Source organism: Bacillus sp. ILBB4 (assembly GCF_035064545.1).
GTDB lineage: Bacteria > Bacillota > Bacilli > Bacillales > Bacillaceae_H > Priestia.
In genome coordinates this window covers 101,202-117,645 of record NZ_JAIQVD010000005.1, presented here as the reverse complement: position 1 = coordinate 117,645, position 16,444 = coordinate 101,202, and the positions used below count along the sequence as shown (strand labels likewise).

15 protein-coding genes are annotated in these 16,444 nt (G+C 39.2%); 4 read left to right on the top strand and 11 right to left on the bottom strand.

What is annotated here, in order from left to right:
- Positions 1 to 2: 2 nt before the first annotated feature.
- The 4 genes from LAV82_RS21470 to LAV82_RS21455 all read right to left on the bottom strand — a co-directional run bounded on the left by LAV82_RS21470 (position 3) and on the right by LAV82_RS21455 (position 5,392).
- Entirely contained in the window at positions 3 to 1,130 is a 1,128-nt protein-coding gene (locus LAV82_RS21470; protein WP_013059834.1) for an acyl-CoA dehydrogenase, read from the bottom strand.
- A gap of 12 nt (positions 1,131 to 1,142) precedes the next feature.
- Positions 1,143 to 1,997: a 3-hydroxybutyryl-CoA dehydrogenase gene (locus LAV82_RS21465; RefSeq protein ID WP_499716866.1), complete on the bottom strand. Its 855-nt coding sequence runs from the start codon at positions 1,995 to 1,997 to the stop codon at positions 1,143 to 1,145.
- 15 nt (positions 1,998 to 2,012) lie between these two features.
- Positions 2,013 to 3,176, bottom strand: coding sequence for an acetyl-CoA C-acetyltransferase (locus LAV82_RS21460; RefSeq protein ID WP_499716865.1), 1,164 nt, complete (start codon positions 3,174 to 3,176; stop codon positions 2,013 to 2,015).
- Between the two features lie 104 nt (positions 3,177 to 3,280).
- The gene (locus tag LAV82_RS21455) at positions 3,281 to 5,392 is read right to left on the bottom strand and encodes a (Fe-S)-binding protein (RefSeq protein ID WP_499716864.1); all 2,112 of its coding nucleotides are present in this window, start codon (positions 5,390 to 5,392) and stop codon (positions 3,281 to 3,283) included.
- Positions 5,393 to 5,590: 198 nt separating this feature from the next.
- On the opposite strand from LAV82_RS21455, the gene cls reads away from it, so the two are divergent.
- Positions 5,591 to 6,784, top strand: coding sequence for a cardiolipin synthase (gene cls / locus LAV82_RS21450; protein WP_499716863.1), 1,194 nt, complete (start codon positions 5,591 to 5,593; stop codon positions 6,782 to 6,784).
- Between the two features lie 24 nt (positions 6,785 to 6,808).
- Positions 6,809 to 7,762, top strand: coding sequence for a UV DNA damage repair endonuclease UvsE (gene uvsE, locus LAV82_RS21445; protein WP_211078627.1), 954 nt, complete (start codon positions 6,809 to 6,811; stop codon positions 7,760 to 7,762).
- A gap of 31 nt (positions 7,763 to 7,793) precedes the next feature.
- Here the strand turns inward: uvsE and argS are convergent, their stop codons facing one another.
- The 4 genes from argS to speE form a co-directional block, all read right to left on the bottom strand.
- Positions 7,794 to 9,464: an arginine--tRNA ligase gene (argS, locus tag LAV82_RS21440; RefSeq protein WP_025601750.1), complete on the bottom strand. Its 1,671-nt coding sequence runs from the start codon at positions 9,462 to 9,464 to the stop codon at positions 7,794 to 7,796.
- Positions 9,461 to 9,901 carry a YwiB family protein gene (locus LAV82_RS21435; RefSeq protein ID WP_014457736.1) on the bottom strand — a complete coding sequence of 147 codons (441 nt, stop codon included), beginning with the start codon at positions 9,899 to 9,901 and terminating at the stop codon, positions 9,461 to 9,463. The genes argS and LAV82_RS21435 overlap by 4 nt, the downstream gene beginning before the upstream one ends.
- A gap of 187 nt (positions 9,902 to 10,088) precedes the next feature.
- The gene (speB, locus tag LAV82_RS21430; RefSeq protein ID WP_057240019.1) at positions 10,089 to 10,967 is read right to left on the bottom strand and encodes an agmatinase; all 879 of its coding nucleotides are present in this window, start codon (positions 10,965 to 10,967) and stop codon (positions 10,089 to 10,091) included.
- Positions 10,968 to 11,042: 75 nt separating this feature from the next.
- A complete protein-coding gene (speE, locus tag LAV82_RS21425) occupies positions 11,043 to 11,870 on the bottom strand; it encodes a spermidine synthase (protein WP_013059843.1) in 828 nt (275 codons plus the stop codon).
- Between the two features lie 266 nt (positions 11,871 to 12,136).
- On the opposite strand from speE, the gene LAV82_RS21420 reads away from it, so the two are divergent.
- The gene (locus LAV82_RS21420) at positions 12,137 to 14,203 is read left to right on the top strand and encodes a transglycosylase domain-containing protein (RefSeq protein ID WP_013059844.1); all 2,067 of its coding nucleotides are present in this window, start codon (positions 12,137 to 12,139) and stop codon (positions 14,201 to 14,203) included.
- A gap of 37 nt (positions 14,204 to 14,240) precedes the next feature.
- Here LAV82_RS21420 and LAV82_RS21415 read toward each other — a convergent pair whose 3' ends face one another.
- Both LAV82_RS21415 and LAV82_RS21410 read right to left on the bottom strand, forming a co-directional pair.
- A complete protein-coding gene (locus tag LAV82_RS21415; protein ID WP_499716862.1) occupies positions 14,241 to 14,753 on the bottom strand; it encodes a YwhD family protein in 513 nt (170 codons plus the stop codon).
- 19 nt (positions 14,754 to 14,772) lie between these two features.
- Positions 14,773 to 15,417, bottom strand: coding sequence for a site-2 protease family protein (locus LAV82_RS21410; protein WP_013059846.1), 645 nt, complete (start codon positions 15,415 to 15,417; stop codon positions 14,773 to 14,775).
- Between the two features lie 276 nt (positions 15,418 to 15,693).
- Here LAV82_RS21410 and thmT point away from each other — a divergent pair, with 276 nt between their 5' ends.
- On the top strand, positions 15,694 to 15,879 hold the full coding sequence (gene thmT / locus LAV82_RS21405) for a 2-hydroxymuconate tautomerase (protein ID WP_013059847.1): 186 nt from the start codon (positions 15,694 to 15,696) through the stop codon (positions 15,877 to 15,879).
- A gap of 47 nt (positions 15,880 to 15,926) precedes the next feature.
- Here the strand turns inward: thmT and LAV82_RS21400 are convergent, their stop codons facing one another.
- On the bottom strand, positions 15,927 to 16,436 hold the full coding sequence (locus LAV82_RS21400) for a YwgA family protein (RefSeq protein WP_013059848.1): 510 nt from the start codon (positions 16,434 to 16,436) through the stop codon (positions 15,927 to 15,929).
- Between the last annotated feature and the right edge of the window lie 8 nt (positions 16,437 to 16,444).

The window sequence follows — 16,444 nt, the reverse complement described above, 5'->3', positions numbered from 1 at the left end:
CCCTATAATTGACTGCTAATGACGATGCGCTGAATTTCGCTTGTACCTTCGTAGATTTCGCATACTTTGGCATCGCGAAAATACCTCTCTACTGGATAATCTTTCATATAACCATAACCTCCCAAAACTTGAATCGCATCGATTGCTACATTCATCGCTGTTTGGGAAGCAAATAATTTCGCCATTGAGGCTTCTTTTTTACAAGGAAGTTTTTGATCATATAAAAAAGCGGCTCTATACATTAAAAGCTTCGCTGATTCAACAGCCGTTTCCATATCAGCCAGCTTAAAGGCAATACCCTGCTGAGATAAAATCAGTTTTCCGAATTGATATCGTTCATTTGCATAGTTTTTAGCTGCCGTTAACGCACCTTCAGCAATTCCTACCGCCTGAGCAGCAATACCAATTCTTCCGGCATTTAAATTAGCCATCGCAATTCGAAAGCCTTCACCTTCTTCTCCGAGACGATTTTCTACAGGTACCTGCATATTTTCAAAGTGCAGTTGAACCGTTCGAGAACCGTGAAGACCCATCTTATGTTCATCTTTTCCTACTGAAAATCCCTCCATCGTCTTTTCAACGATAAAAGCGCTCATCCCTCTCGACCCGCGTTCGGGGTTCGTTTTAGCAAATACAATATACGTATCCGCTTCTCCGCCGTTTGTAATGAAAAGCTTTGAGCCATTTAAAAGATAGTGGTCTCCTTTTCGTTCTGCCTTTGTTTTTAAGCTTGCAGCATCAGACCCTGCACTAGGTTCTGTTAAACAAAAAGCACCTAAATATTCACCTGTCGCCAGTTTTTTTACATATTTTTGTTTTTGATCTTCCGTCCCAAATACGACAATAGGATTCGTACCTACAGAAGTATGAACAGACAAAATGACGCCGAGGGCTGGACTTACTTTTGATATTTCGTGGATGGCAATCATGTACGACACAAAGTCCAGTCCGCCCCCTCCGTATGCTTGAGGAACGGGAATGCCCATCAGGCCAAGATCAGCCATCTGCTTTAATAAACCTCGAGGAAATTCACCCTTTTCCATGTTTGGCACAGCCGCAGCGACTTCTTTTTCACTAAAATCAGCTACCATCTTTTTAATCATGTGTTGTTCAGACGTAAAAAAGATCATTTCGCCACTCCTTTATGTTTCGTACGTAAAAAATCCTTTTCCTGTTTTTCGACCAAGCCACCCTGCCTTTACATATTTCCTAAGCAATGGACAAGGACGATATTTGTCATCACCAAACCCTTTATGAAGCGTTTCCATAATAAATAAACATGTATCGAGGCCGATGAAATCTGCTAATGTCAAAGGTCCCATTGGATGGTTCATTCCTAGTTTCATCACTTGATCAATATCCTCCTCGTTTGCTACACCTTCATAGAGCGTAAACACAGCTTCGTTAATCATTGGCATTAAAATTCGATTTGAAACAAACCCTGGAAAATCATGAACTTCCACCGGGGTTTTATTTAATTTTTTCGTTGTTTCATAGACTGCTTGATACACTTCATCGGTAGTAGCCAGCCCTCTAATAATTTCAACGAGTTTCATCACCGGAACAGGATTCATAAAGTGCATGCCAATTACTTTTTCAGGTCGAGTGGTCACAGCTGCAATTTCAGTAATAGGAAGCGAAGACGTGTTGGTTGCTAAAACAGTATGACTCGGGGCTAACGAATCCAACTCCGCAAAAATGGCTTGTTTGACTTCCATCTTTTCCACAACCGCTTCGACAATTAAATCTGCTTTTTGTGCTGCTGTTATTTCATTTACCAGGTGAAGGCGCTCCATAATTTCTTCATATTCCTTAGCTGAGAGAGAACCTTTTCCCACCTGCTTTTTCAGACGTTTATCAATACCTTCTATTCCTTTTTGTGTATTTTTTTGATCAACGTCATACAAAGAAACTTGATATCCGCTCGCAGCAAATACTTGTGCAATTCCTGCTCCCATCTGACCTGCTCCAATAACCATAACTGTTTCAATATTCAAGTTGGTATCCCCCTTTTACACTTCTACCATGATGGCATCACCTTGGCCGCCGCCGCTGCAAATAGAAGCAATGCCCAGGCCGCCGCCTCGTCGTCTTAATTCATGAATGAGCGTTACAACAATACGGGCACCGCTTGCTCCAATTGGATGTCCAAGTGCTACTGCCCCCCCGTTCACATTTACTTTTTCAGCCGGAAGTCCCGCAATCTCCATACTCATCAACGCTACTGCTGAAAAAGCTTCATTGATTTCAAACAGCGCAATATCGTCTGCTGTTTTATTTGTTTTTTGCAGTAGCTTGTTAATAGCAAACCCAGGCGTTTTCGGAAATTCCCTTGGCTCCATCGCAAGAGAAGTATGGTTTACAATCGTAGCCAACGGCTCATAGCCATTTGCTTTTGCTACATCTTCATCCATTAGCATGAGCGCAGCTGCTCCGTCATTCACGCTAGGTGCATTTCCTGCTGTAATAGTTCCGCTGTGACTAAATACAGGCCGAAGAGACGAGAGTTTTTCTAACGACGTATCTTTTCTTGGTCCTTCATCTTTTTGAACCGTTATCGTTCCTTTTTTAGACGGAATATCAACTGAAATTCTTTCTGCAGTCCATATCCCTTTCTCTTCTGACTCCACCGCTAATTGATGACTGCGAAGGGCCCATTCATCCTGCTTTTCTCGGGAAATATTCATTTCAGAAGCTATTTCATTTCCATACGTACCCATTTGAACTCCTGTAAAGCTGCATGTCAATCCGTCATGAACCATCAAATCCGTCACAACACTATCTCCCATACGGAATCCCCATCTTGCTTTTGGAAGAAGATACGGTGCGTTACTCATCGATTCCATTCCACCTGCAATGATTGTTTTTGCTTCTCCTAATCGAATCAGCTGATCAGCAGTTGTAATGCTGCGCATGCCCGATGCACAAACTTTATTAATGGTTTCCGTCTCTACTTGCCACGGTAAACCTGCATAATGCATGGCTTGCCTAGAAGGCAGTTGTCCTTGGCCCCCTTGCAGCACGCACCCCATAATAACGGAATCAATTTCTGCACGTCCCTTTGATGCTGCTTGAATCGCTTTCCCGCCTAGTTCTGCCGCTTTTAGTCCACTTACGCTGCCACCTAATTTTCCAAAAGGTGTTCGAACTGCACTCACAATAACTGTTTTCCCCACTATTGTTTCCTCCTCTTTTTCCTAATCTTTGTCCTTCTCGATTGAACGCTTGCTCAATTTCCTTTCTGTAAAAAGTAGAGATGAAGACCATCTCTACTTCTCCTTTATGAAACCTGTTCTTGGACGTCACCATAAATTGACTTTTCAAGCAGTTCTGCTACGTCATACGTATGAACCTGTTCTTCTACTTCTTTTGCTTTTGTTCCGTCACTTAGCATCGTTAAGCAGTACGGGCAACCTGAACTGATAATGCTTGGGCTAACGGCCAAGGCTTGTTCCGTGCGCGCTACATTAATGCGCTGGCCGGTCGTTTCTTCCGTCCACATTAACCCTCCTCCTGCTCCACAGCACATACCATTTTCACGGTTGCGATCCATTTCAATCAAACGAACACCTGGAATCGCTTTCAAAATTTCTCTTGGTGGACTGTATACTTCGTTATATCTTCCTAAATAACAGGAATCATGGAAGGTAATTTTTTCATTAACCTCGTGTTTTGGTGACAGCTTACCTTCTTTCACCAACATAGCTAATAATTCTGTGTGATGATACACTTCTCCTTCAAAACCGAAATCTGGATATTCATTTTTGAAGATATTGTAAGCATGTGGATCAATCGTAACAATTTTTTTGATTTCATTTTTTTCAAATTCAGCGATATTTTTAGAAGCTAACTCTTGGAATAAAAATTCATTGCCCAACCTGCGCGGCGTATCACCAGAATTTTTTTCTTTATTTCCTAAAATCGCAAATGAAACACCCGCTTCATTGAGAAGCTTTGCAAACGATAGAGCGATTTTTTGGCTGCGGTTATCATAAGATCCCATCGAACCTACCCAGAACAAATACTCAAACGTTTCACCGGCTTTACTTACTTCTTTAACAGTCGGAATGTGAACATCTTCTCTTACATGCCGCCATTCTTCACGCTCTTTTCGGTTTAATCCCCAAGGGTTTCCTTGACGTTCAATATTCGTCATGGCACGCTGAGCATCCGCGTCCATCTTTCCTTCGGTTAATACTAAAAAACGTCGTAAATCTATGATCTTATCTACATGCTCGTTCATTACGGGACATTGATCTTCACAGTTTCGGCACGTTGTACATGCCCAAATTTCTTCTTCTGTAATGACATCTCCGATTAAAGCTGGATTATATTCTGCTGTTGCTGCAGCCTCTTCTCCGCCTTGGCTGGCCGCCATCATCGCCAGCTGATTCCCTTTTGTTTTGGAGAATGCATACGTAGGAACCCAAGGTGCCTTAGATGTCACAACCGCTCCTTTTTCTGTTAAGTGATCGCGCATCTTTAAAATTAAATCCATTGGAGATAAAATTTTCCCTGTACCCGTTGCCGGACACATATTCGTACATCGACCGCATTCTACACAGGCATATAAATCAATAAGCTGATGCTGTGTAAATTCTTCAATCTTTCCAACTCCAAACGTCTCCTGCGTCTCATCTTCAAAATCAATCTTTTCAAGCTTACCTGGCTTAGAAACACGGTTAAAAAATACGTTAGCCGGTCCAGCCAGTAAATGAGCATGTTTTGATTGAGGAACATATACTAAAAACGTCAATAACACGGCTAAGTGAATCCACCATGAAACATAAAAAATGGAAATAGCGGCAACATCATTGATTCCCTTAAACAAGATGACAATAGATGACGCAATCGGTTCTGTCAATGCTGGTTCATGATTATGCCAGATGATTGACATAGCGTTTCCAACCAGCACTGACAGCATAAGTGCTCCAATAAAAATCAGTACTAAACCAGATTTAAACCCTCTTTTTAAACGCACAAGCTTTTCTACGTAGCGGCGGTGAAAAGCCCAGACAACTGCTACTAAAATCAAAAACGTCACAATTTCTTGAAAAAATGTAAAGCCGGGATATAAAGGTCCAAGCGGCAAATGTTTACCTGGAAGCAAACCTTTTATAATGAAGTCTAACGCGCCGAACTGAACTAAAATAAACCCATAAAAAAACATGACGTGCATAATTCCACTTTTTTTATCTTTTAACAGCTTCTTTTGTCCAAACACGTTCACCCAAATTTTTTGTAGCCTTTCTTTTAACCGCTGATCAAATTCAACTTTTTTTCCTAATTGAATATACTCAATGCGTGTGCGAATTAAATATAAAAACAAAGAAACAGCGTAAGCGGTTACAATAATAAAAAAGAGAAAATTCACCCACAGCAACCCTGTCATCTCGTCCCCTCCTTGAATAATTTGTTACCTTTCTTTCCTCCTGACGACTAAATTTTCTGATAATATATCTGTTTTCATTGTATATAATGAATGAGCATTCAGTCAATATCTTTTCTTTCTTTTGTTCATATTCTATTTAAACAAGGTGACACTAAGAACAACATAAAATGTATTTACATCGGGAAAAGAGGTGACATGATGAGCGGCATGGTTGTAATTTTACTTTTTATTATTTTTATTGCTTGGCTTGCAATTGACCTTGGCGTTGGAAAGAAAGTATTTTCTCAGGCTGAAAATACATTTCCAAAGCGCCGTGCTTCTCTTTTTTTGTTCGCAGACGGGAATGTCTTGTATAAAGATTTATTTCACGAAATAGAAAATGCCTCTTCATTTATCCATTTATCGTTTTACATCGTACAAAATGATGAAGTTAGCCAAGATTTTTTAGATTTACTAGTCCAAAAAGCACAGCAAAATATTGAAGTCCGGTTATTGGTAGACCGTGTGGGAAGCTATAAAATCAAGAAAAACAAAATTGCATTCTTAAAAAAACAAGGTGTTCATTTTGCTTACAGTCGAACGCTACGGTGGCCTTATTTGTTTTATACACTCAACGCACGCAATCACCGTAAAATGGCCGTTATTGATGGGAAAGTGGGCTACATTGGCGGTTTTAATATCGGAAGAGAATATTTAGGACTCGACGCCAAGCTTGGGGTGTGGAAAGATTACCACCTGCGTATGGAAGGTGAAGGTATCCAAGATCTTCAAATGCAGCTGTTGAGCGACTGGTATGCTGCTACCGGCTTAGACCTGCGTAAAATGGAAAGATACTTTCCACCAACCTCTGAAGGAGACTATGCTATTCAGCTACAGTCGACTGAAGGTTTTTCACTTGAAGAAAGCTTTTTATCGATTATCAACCAAGCCAATAGGGAATTGTACATAGGTACTCCTTATTTTATTCCAAGTGAACCTTTGATGAATGCTTTATTGCAAGCTCGTGCACGGGGAGTACAAGTTCATATTTTAATTCCAATGCGTGCAGATCAACCGCTTGTTCATCATGCTGCGTTTGCCTATCTTCCTACATTACTTCAAGCAGGCTGTATGATTTATCAATATTATTACGGTTTTTACCACGCAAAAGTATTAATTGCAGACAATGTTATCTGCGATGTAGGAACGGCTAATTTTGATAAAAGAAGCTTGTTCTTAAACGCTGAAATCAACTGTTTAATCTATGATGCCACATATATTGAAGAGGTAAAGAACAGCTTTAAAGCTTGTATGGGGGAATGCCCGGTTTTGTCTTTAGAAGATGTCAAAAACCGAACATGGAGTGAAAAATTAAAGCAAGGATTTGCAACCTTTATTTCTCCGTTACTTTAATGAACGAAAAGAGGAAGATTTATCATGAAAATTAGATTTGGCTATGTATCACATGCCCTGTCGCTTTGGGACTGCTCACCTGCTAAAACCCTCACGTTTACTAGATGGAAAAAAATGAAAAAAGACGAGAGACTGGATAAGCTTCATCATGTCACAAAACAAAATTTGAATCATACTAAGCGCGCTTTACATTTTAATATTGCTCATGAAATTATGCTGTATCGATTATCATCTTCTCTTGTCCCTTTAGCGACTCATCCTGAAGTAGATTGGAATTACATTGATGCGTTCCAAGACGATTGGTCAGAGATAGGAGAATTGATTCGGAATCATCAGCTGCGCGTGAGTTTCCATCCCAATCAGTTCACATTATTTACAAGCGATAAAAAACATATTACAGACAATGCGGTAAAAGATATGGATTATCACTATAGAATGCTTGAAGCGATGGGAGTAGCCGATCAAGCCCTTATTAATATTCATGTAGGAGGAGCCTATGGCAATAAAGAAAAAGCGATCGGTCGATTTCATGAAAACATTCAAACGCTGCCACCTGGCATTAAAAAGCGCATGACTCTTGAAAATGATGATAAAACATATACAACTGAAGAAACATTAGCTGTATGCGAAAAAGAGAAAGTCCCTCTCCTTTTTGATTATCACCACCACAAAGCAAATGAAGGAGAAGAACCTCTTGAATTATTGCTCCCTCGTATCTTTGACACGTGGAAACATATCGGGTTAAAACCAAAAGTACATATCTCTTCTCCTAAATCTGAAAAAGAATTTAGAAGTCACTCTGATTATGTCTCAACTGATTTTATCGCACCTTTTTTGCAAATAGCTAAAGATATCGGACAAGATTTTGACGTAATGATTGAAGCAAAGTTAAAAGATAAAGCGATGCTAAAATTAGTGGAAGATTTAGCATCAATGAGAGGAGTAAAGCGTACGGGAGGCGCCACGCTTGTTTTTTAAATAAAAAAAGAGCCAAGAGGCTCTTTTTTTGTTACATTTTTTCAGGTGCTGAAACACCAATTAGTTTTAAGGAGTTTTGAAGCGTTACTTGAACAGCTTTCACTAGTTCAATACGTGCTTTACTTGTTTCTACATTATCGCTGTCTAATACTTTTTCTGCATTATAGAAGCTATGGAACGTAGAAGCAAGATCAAATACATAGTTCGTAATGCGGTGCGGAATACGTTTTGTTGCTGCTTCCGCTACGGCCTGAGGGAACTCTCCGATTTTCTTCAGCAGTTCCATTTCTTTTTCTGCACTAATTAATGAAAGGTCAGCGCCAGATGTTGATTGAATCCCCATCTCTTCACCTTGACGAAGAATACTGCAAATACGGGCATGAGCATATTGCGCGTAGTATACAGGATTTTCATTAGATTGAGAAACAGCTAAATCTAAATCAAAGTCTAAATGTGTATCCGCACTTCTCATCGCAAAGAAGTAGCGAGTTGCATCAAGGCCTACCTCTTCTACTAGATCACGCATTGTTACTGCTTTACCTGTACGTTTGCTCATCTTCATTTTTTCGCCATTTTGATACAGTTGAACCATTTGAATAATTTCTACTTCCAGCGTATCTTTTTCATAACCAAGCGCTTGAATCGCCGCTTTCATACGAGGAATATATCCATGGTGGTCGGCTCCCCAAATGTTAATTAGCTTATCAAATCCGCGTTGAATTTTGTCTTGGTGATACGCAATATCTGGTGTTAAGTACGTAAATGAACCGTCATTTTTAATTAACACACGGTCTTTATCATCACCAAATGTCGTAGAACGGAACCACGTAGCACCTTCTTCTTCATATACATGGCCTTGTTTTTTCAGCGTTTCAAGTGCAATTGAGATTTTATCATTTTTATAAAGAGACGTTTCAGAATACCATACGTCAAATTTCACACGGAACTGTTCAAGATCACGCTTTAATTTAGCTAACTCATAATCTAACCCGTATTGACGGAAGAATTCAAAACGCTCTTCTTCAGAAGCATTTGCATACTTGTCTCCGTGCTCTTTTGCTAGCTCTTTTCCGATGTTTATAATGTCAGCACCATGATAGCCGTCTGCAGGCATTTCTTTCTCTAAACCAAGAGCCTGCATGTAGCGTGCTTCTACTGAATAAGCCAGGTTATTAATTTGGTTACCAGCATCATTGATATAATATTCACGTGACACATCGTAACCTGCTTTTTCAAGAACATTACATAATGAGTCTCCAACTGCAGCACCGCGGGCATGTCCTAAATGTAAATCCCCTGTCGGATTAGCTGAAACAAACTCAACCTGTACTTTTTGTCCGTTCCCTACGTTTGTTTGACCGTACGCTTCACCAGCTTTTACAATCGTTGGGATAAGCTCTGTTAAATAAGAGTTATTCATATAAAAGTTGATGAATCCAGGGCCTGCAATGTCAATTTTCTCGATAGATGCTTTTGATTTATCGAAGTTTGCTACAAGCTCTTCAGCGATAACACGCGGTGCTTTTTTGGCAATACGAGCTAGCTGCATAGCCATATTGGTAGAATAATCACCATGTGTTTTATCTTTTGGGGTTTCTAATAGAACTTCTGGAAGTTCTGCTTTTTCAGCAAGTCCTGCTTTGACCACAGCATCTTGAATTTCAGCTTTTAATTTTTGCTGCACTTGTTCGACGATGTTCATTTTTTCTCCTCCTTGAATGTAATGGTTAACGCATATTTCCCGGTAGGCTGACCCTGTACTTCTAGATCATACGTTAAAAATAATCGACCCTTTTGAGTCATTTGTTTATATTCAATGTTATGAGCGAATGTTAGTAAATCCATACGTCCATAAGGGCTTATATAAGTTCCTTCGATCTGTACCTTTTTACGAAACGATTGCTTCATTTGAACAGCACCGGTTCGATTAATTGATACTTCATCTTCGCTAATTTTCACCATTGTTCTAATATCTCCGATTTCCTCTTGGCGCTCTGTGTATGTAAGATAAATTTTCGATCCTTTTTCATAATACATACCTTTTGCATTTACCGATGTTGTCTCTTTTCGGTGACCATCGCGGATATCCGTCACAATTTTAACTTCAATGGGTTTCTTGACTTCTGAAGCGTTACTCACAAAAGACACTTCCTTATTAAAATGAATACGTTATAACTTAAATAGTATAAACATTCTAAAGAAAGAATTCAATAATACTTCAAAGGAAATATGATAGATACGCCGAGAATTCACCTTTTTACAGGACGTGACGCATTCACATATTTCAAATAAAAAAGGCAGCCACAGCGGCCGCCTTTTACTTTATTTATTTCTTTTGTACCCAGCCTAAGATCATTTCGCGAATAAGCTTGCTTGCTGTATTAGCTGTTTGTTCAGACGGATCATAAATTGGAGCTACTTCTACTAAATCTCCTCCGACAATGCGAAGATCTGATTTAGCAATTGCGTGAATAGAAGCTAAAAGCTCTTTTGACGTGATACCGCCTGCATCTACTGTTCCTGTACCAGGAGCGTGCGCTGGATCTAATACATCGATATCAATTGTTATATAAACAGGACGACCTGCAAGTGTTGGTAGAATCTCTTTTAACGGCTCTAGAACTTCAAATTTTGAAATATGCATGCCGTTTTCTTTTGCCCATTGAAATTCTTCTTTCATTCCTGAACGAATACCAAATGAATAAACATTCTCCGGTCCGATTAGTTCTGCAACTTTACGAATCGGAGTGGAATGAGAAAGTGGTTCTCCTTCATACTCTTCACGAAGGTCTGTATGAGCATCCATATGGATAATGGCCAAATCCGGGTATTTTTTATACATAGCTTTCATAACAGGCCAAGAAACCAAATGCTCTCCGCCCATGCCTAATGGGAACTTGTCTGCTGCTAAAAGCTGGTCGATATACTCTTCAATCATATTTAAGCTGCGCTGAGGATTCCCAAATGGAAGTGGAATATCTCCTGCATCAAAATATTTTACTTCCTCTAGCTCTCGATCTAAATACGGGCTGTATTCTTCTAATCCAATTGATACTTCACGAATACGAGTTGGGCCAAATCGTGAACCTGGACGATAGCTAACTGTCCAGTCCATTGGCATTCCATAAAGAACCGCTTCACTTTCTTCAAAAACAGGGTGACTGCCGATAAATACATTACCTGAATAAGCTTCATCAAAACGCATATTTTGTTCCTCCTTCATTATTCATAGAAAAGATGCCAGCCTTAAACCTCTGGCATCTCACTTGTATGTGATAACTTATTTAATAAGATCTTGCACAAATTTAGGTAAAGCAAATGCGGCTTTGTGCAATTCTTTTGTGTAATACTTTGTATCAATATCGAAGAAACGATCTTCGCTTACTTCTAATGGATCATGTTTCTTTGACCCCATTGTAAATGTCCATAAACCGCTTGGGTACGTTGGAATATTTGCTACGTATAGACGTGTAATCGGGAAGATTTCTCTTACATCACGCTGAACATTTGAGATAAGTTCTGGCGTAAACCAAGGGTTGTCCGATTGAGCAACAAAGATACCATCTTCTTTAAGTGCTTTTGAGATACCTGCATAGAATCCTTTTGTAAATAAATTTACAGCTGGACCTACTGGCTCTGTTGAATCCACTAAAATGACATCGTATTCGTTCTCGCTTTTAGCGATGTGCATAAATCCGTCATCTACTTGTACATCAACACGAGGATCTTCTAGTTTGCCCGCAATTGAAGGTAAGAATTTTTTTGAGTACTCAATAACTTTTCCATCGATATCAACTAACGTCGCTTTTTTTACGCTTGGGTGTTTTAAGATTTCACGGATTACGCCTCCGTCTCCTCCACCTACAACTAGTACGTTTTCTGGATTTGGATGCGTAAATAACGGTACGTGCGCAACCATTTCATGATAAACGAACTCATCTTTTTCTGTTGTCATTACCATACCGTCAAGTAGGAGCATGTTACCAAACTCTTCTGTTTCAACCATGTCTAATTTTTGAAACTCCGTTTGCTCTGTATGTAAAGTGCGATTAATTTTAGCTGTAATACCAAAGTTCTTTGTTTGCTTTTCTGTGAACCATAATTCCATTTCAAACTCTTCCCTTCTATTTTGAGAATTAACCTATGCATAGATTACCCTAACATAATTTATACAAACATGAAAAAAGTATAGATGAATTCAGCAAAAAAGCAAGTAAAATTTTTAGCAATGGAGGTTTAAAACCACCTTTTCTATTTCATACTGATGATAGATACAAGCTTTAGAATCTACTTGCATCGTTCTTTTAATAGAATTTTGTTGTGTTGAAAACAACATGTACGGTGCATAGTGACACATATTGGTGGTGAATAGAAATGGAAACGGTATTAACCGAACATTTAAAAAAGGCAAGACGCATCTTCCGAATTCTTCTCGTCCTTGGTATATTAGCGGGGGCTTTATTATTGTTTGCCTACATAAGCATCTTTCTCTACGCCAAAATCGCTGGCCCCCCTCCGCTAAACGTTTCTCAAACAGCTGTTTTCTACTCAGCAAACGGTAAAGTTCTTGATGAAGTTCACAATGGACAAAAGCGCTACTGGGTTTCACTTAATCAAATTTCACCTTACGTAAAAGATGCGACTTTAGCCGTTGAAGATAAGCGCTTCTATGAGCATCACGGCTTTGATATGCATCGAATCGCCGGAGCAGTTGTAGCTGATATAAAAGCTATGGGAAAAGTACAGGGTGCGAGTACCATTACTCAGCAGTATGCACGAAACTTGTTTTTAGAGCACGACAAAACGTGGACTAGAAAGCTTCAAGAAGCTCTGTATACGATTCGGTTAGAAATGAATTATAGTAAAGACCAAATTCTAGAAGGCTACATGAATACGATTTACTACGGTCATGGAGCTTATGGAATTGAAGCGGCAGCTAGGCTGTATTTTGATAAGCACGCCAAAAATTTGACGTTAAGTGAAGCGAGTATGTTAGCAGGTATTCCAAAAGGCCCTAGCTACTACTCTCCTCTTATTCATCAAGAAAATGCAAAAAAACGACAAAATATCATTTTATCTCTTATGAAAGAGGATGGAATTATTACAGCCAAGCAAGCAACAAAAGCGCTTGTAACACCTCTAGCATTCGCAAAGCCTGCCGAAAAAGATCCTAATAAAGAAGATGCTTCTTACTTTATGGATGCAGCGCTAGCAGAATTAAAGCAAGATTTAGGCATTGATGAAACCATGATTTACACAAATGGACTTCGCGTTTATACAACGCTGGATGAAAAGATGCAGCGAACGGCAGAAGAAAAAATGAAGGATGTTATCAGCAGCTCTTCAGACGTACAAAGTGCATTTGTTGCGATGAATCCTAAAAATGGACAAGTGAAAGCTCTTATTGGTGGAAGAGATTATGAAAAGAGCCCGTTTAATCGCGCGACTCAAGCAATAAGACAGCCTGGCTCAACGATGAAGCCATTTTTATACTATGCGGCGTTAAAAGATGGTTTTACTGAATCTACTCCAATGAAAAGTGAAGAAACGACGTTCAAATTGGAAGATGGCGTTTCGACATACACGCCTAGTAACTATCACAATTATTATGCAGATGCTCCTATTACAATGGCTCAAGCCATCGCACTTTCAGATAATATTTATGCCGTAAAAACGCATTTGTTCATTGGGGAAAACCGCTTGATTGAAACTGCTAAAACACTTGGAATATCATCACCTTTAAAGAAAGTTCCATCTTTAGCTCTTGGAACTTCGCCTGTCAAAGTCATTGATATGGTTAATGCGTACGGCATCTTTGCTAATGGCGGAAAAGAAATTCGTCCAACATTTATTAAACGAATTGAAACCCATGACGGAGAAGTTGTTTATCAAGCTCCTTCCGAACAGAAACAAGTCATTGATAAGCGCTATGCTTTTCTTACTACCCATTTAATGACAGGCATGTTTAATCAAAAGCTAAATGGCTATACAACCGTCACAGGAAAGCCTATTTCTAAATATGTATCTCGTCCTTACGCGGGAAAATCCGGCACAACCTCTACGGACAGCTGGATGATTGGCTACTCTCCTCAGCTCGTTTCAGGCGTTTGGGTTGGATATGATCAAGGAAGGACAATGGATGATGTAGCTGAAAAAGGATACGCAAAAAAAATGTGGGCATTATTTATGGAAGATGCTTTAAAGGGGAAGAAAAAAGAAAAGTTTAAAGCACCAAACGGATTAATGAGCGTAAACATTAATCCTCAAAATGGAAAGTTAGCATCCAAATCATGCCCTGTTCAATATAAAGCTTATTATTTAACTGGAACACAGCCAAAAACATATTGTACTGATCACATCGATCATGCAGCAAAAACGAAGAAAAAAGAGCGTGAAAAAGAAGATAAAAAGTTTCACTGGTTACCCAAATGGTTTGATTAAAAAAAGCTTAAGGCCAAGGCCTTAAGCTTTTTTAGCATTACGATGTTTGAAGCGCTTCTTTTAAGTCATCATTAGATAACGTCCAAATTTCTTCATTATGAGACTTCAAAAACTCACGAAGCAAATCCTTAGACTTGCTATCCATTTCTCCCACCATAATGCGTCGTTTTAAGGATTTATCCATTTTGTTTACATGTTCAGGAAGTGACTTATAGCCGCGGCGTATTTCACGATCAACGGTCATTTCACATGCTGTCATACCTGCGTAGTAAGGTCCTTCTTGCTTGCGATCAATTGTTACCCACACAAGCCAATATAACTTGCCGTTTGGCACCTCGTCTTTATTCGGTAAGAACTTAATTCCTTTTTCCACTACACTTCTTGCATGCATCGCACCGATATCCACAAATACTTCTTCATCGCTCGGACAAACAAAAACTGGTGAAATGTTTTCTAAACTTAACGCTCCAACCCCGTAACCGCCGTGGCCGTCGGTTGAATCGTCTTTTATGATATTAAATCCTATACTTTTCTTTTTTGACTGAGTCATAGTAAGCCTCCTCTATTCATTAAATCAGTGGTGCTAATATCTGCTGAAAGATATTCATAACAAACATTGCTGCTCCGTTTAGAAGCGGCCAGATCACAATTCGATCCAGAGGTGTAATCACAAGAATCAAAAATACAAAAATGCCCCAAGACTCATACTGCGTCATTTTGGCTCGCGTGGACGGCGGAACGAGATCTTCAATCACGCGGTAGCCGTCTAAAGGCGGAAAAGGCAACAAGTTAAATACACCTAGCGTTAGGTTTATTTGAATAAATAATGTAACAAAACGATAAAGCGCATCATTGTCCACTGCGGCGTTATTCATCAAATAATAAATAAGCAAGCCGATAAATGCCAACACCAAGTTGCTAAATGGTCCCGCTATCGATACTAGAATACCAGCTAAACGTGGCTTTTTAAAGAAATAGCGATTAACAGGAACCGGCTTCGCCCACCCAAAACCTGCGATGATTAACAAAAGCGTTCCAAATGGATCTAAATGAGCCAGCGGAGAAAGCGTTAGCCTTCCTTGCTTTTTAGCCGTGTGGTCTCCAAATAAATAAGCTACATACGCATGTGCAAACTCATGCAGCGTGAATGCAACAATAAGCGTCATTACCACGTAAGGAAGGTCTTGCAATGAAAAAGCTAAAAAATGTTCCACTCTTTATCTCCTTTATTTTAAAATAATTTCTACCTATCACATCTACTAGATGAATCTTTTTTTTTGCGGTAAGAAAGATACAAGGTTTCTTCAAATATGCCCTAAAAGTTCTCAAAGACCAGCGATGTGCTTCCTTTAGGCACACCTGTTTTTTTATATCGATGTTATTATAAAAGTATACTACAGATTATGGCCTCCATCACTATCTCATACTGTCATTTTATTCAGAAAACGGGTACACTAATCATATAATGATCAAAAAGGAGTGTACACATTATGCCAGTTGTAACTGTTAAAATGCTTGAGGGCCGTACAGATGATCAAAAAAGAGCTCTTGTTGAAAAAGTAACGGATGCTGTTGTTGAAACAACAGGTGCAGCACCTGAAAAAGTATCCATTATCATCGAAGAAATGTCTAAAAACCATTACGCTGTAGCGGGCAAACGCATGAGCGATCAATAACGCCTACATAAAAAAGATGCCATAGGAATGAACCTATGGCATCTTTTTTAATGGACAGACAGCGTTGCCTGAAGTTTTTCAATATATTTGTATGCTTCTGAAATGTCTTCTTCTGTATAGTTTTGCTTACGCTTTAACGTAAACACTTTTTCTTTTACTTCTTCTTTCGGTAAATTATCGAAATATAAAATCGTAGAGACAAGCTCCAAAAATTTCGAGCTTTGTTCGTTCATATCCTTCATACATTCCTGCAAGTGAGGAAGTTCTAAGTCATAGTGGCTTAGAAATCCTTCCCCCGCTTCTGTTAATACGTAGCGATACTGCATATACCCGCCTTTTTTCTCTTTAATTTCACTTAAAAAGCCTAAGTTACACAGCTCTTCAATTCGAAGCGTTAATTCCTCAGAATAAGGTCCAAAAAAGTGAAAATTATACTTTTCATAAAAAGGAAACTTCAGCTTTTTTCCGATAAATATCATCTTTTGTAACTTTTTTCTGCCAACAACTTCTCCCGCCGCGGAAAATACTTTCACAATCTTTGCGTGATCGTTTAACACAGCCCCTT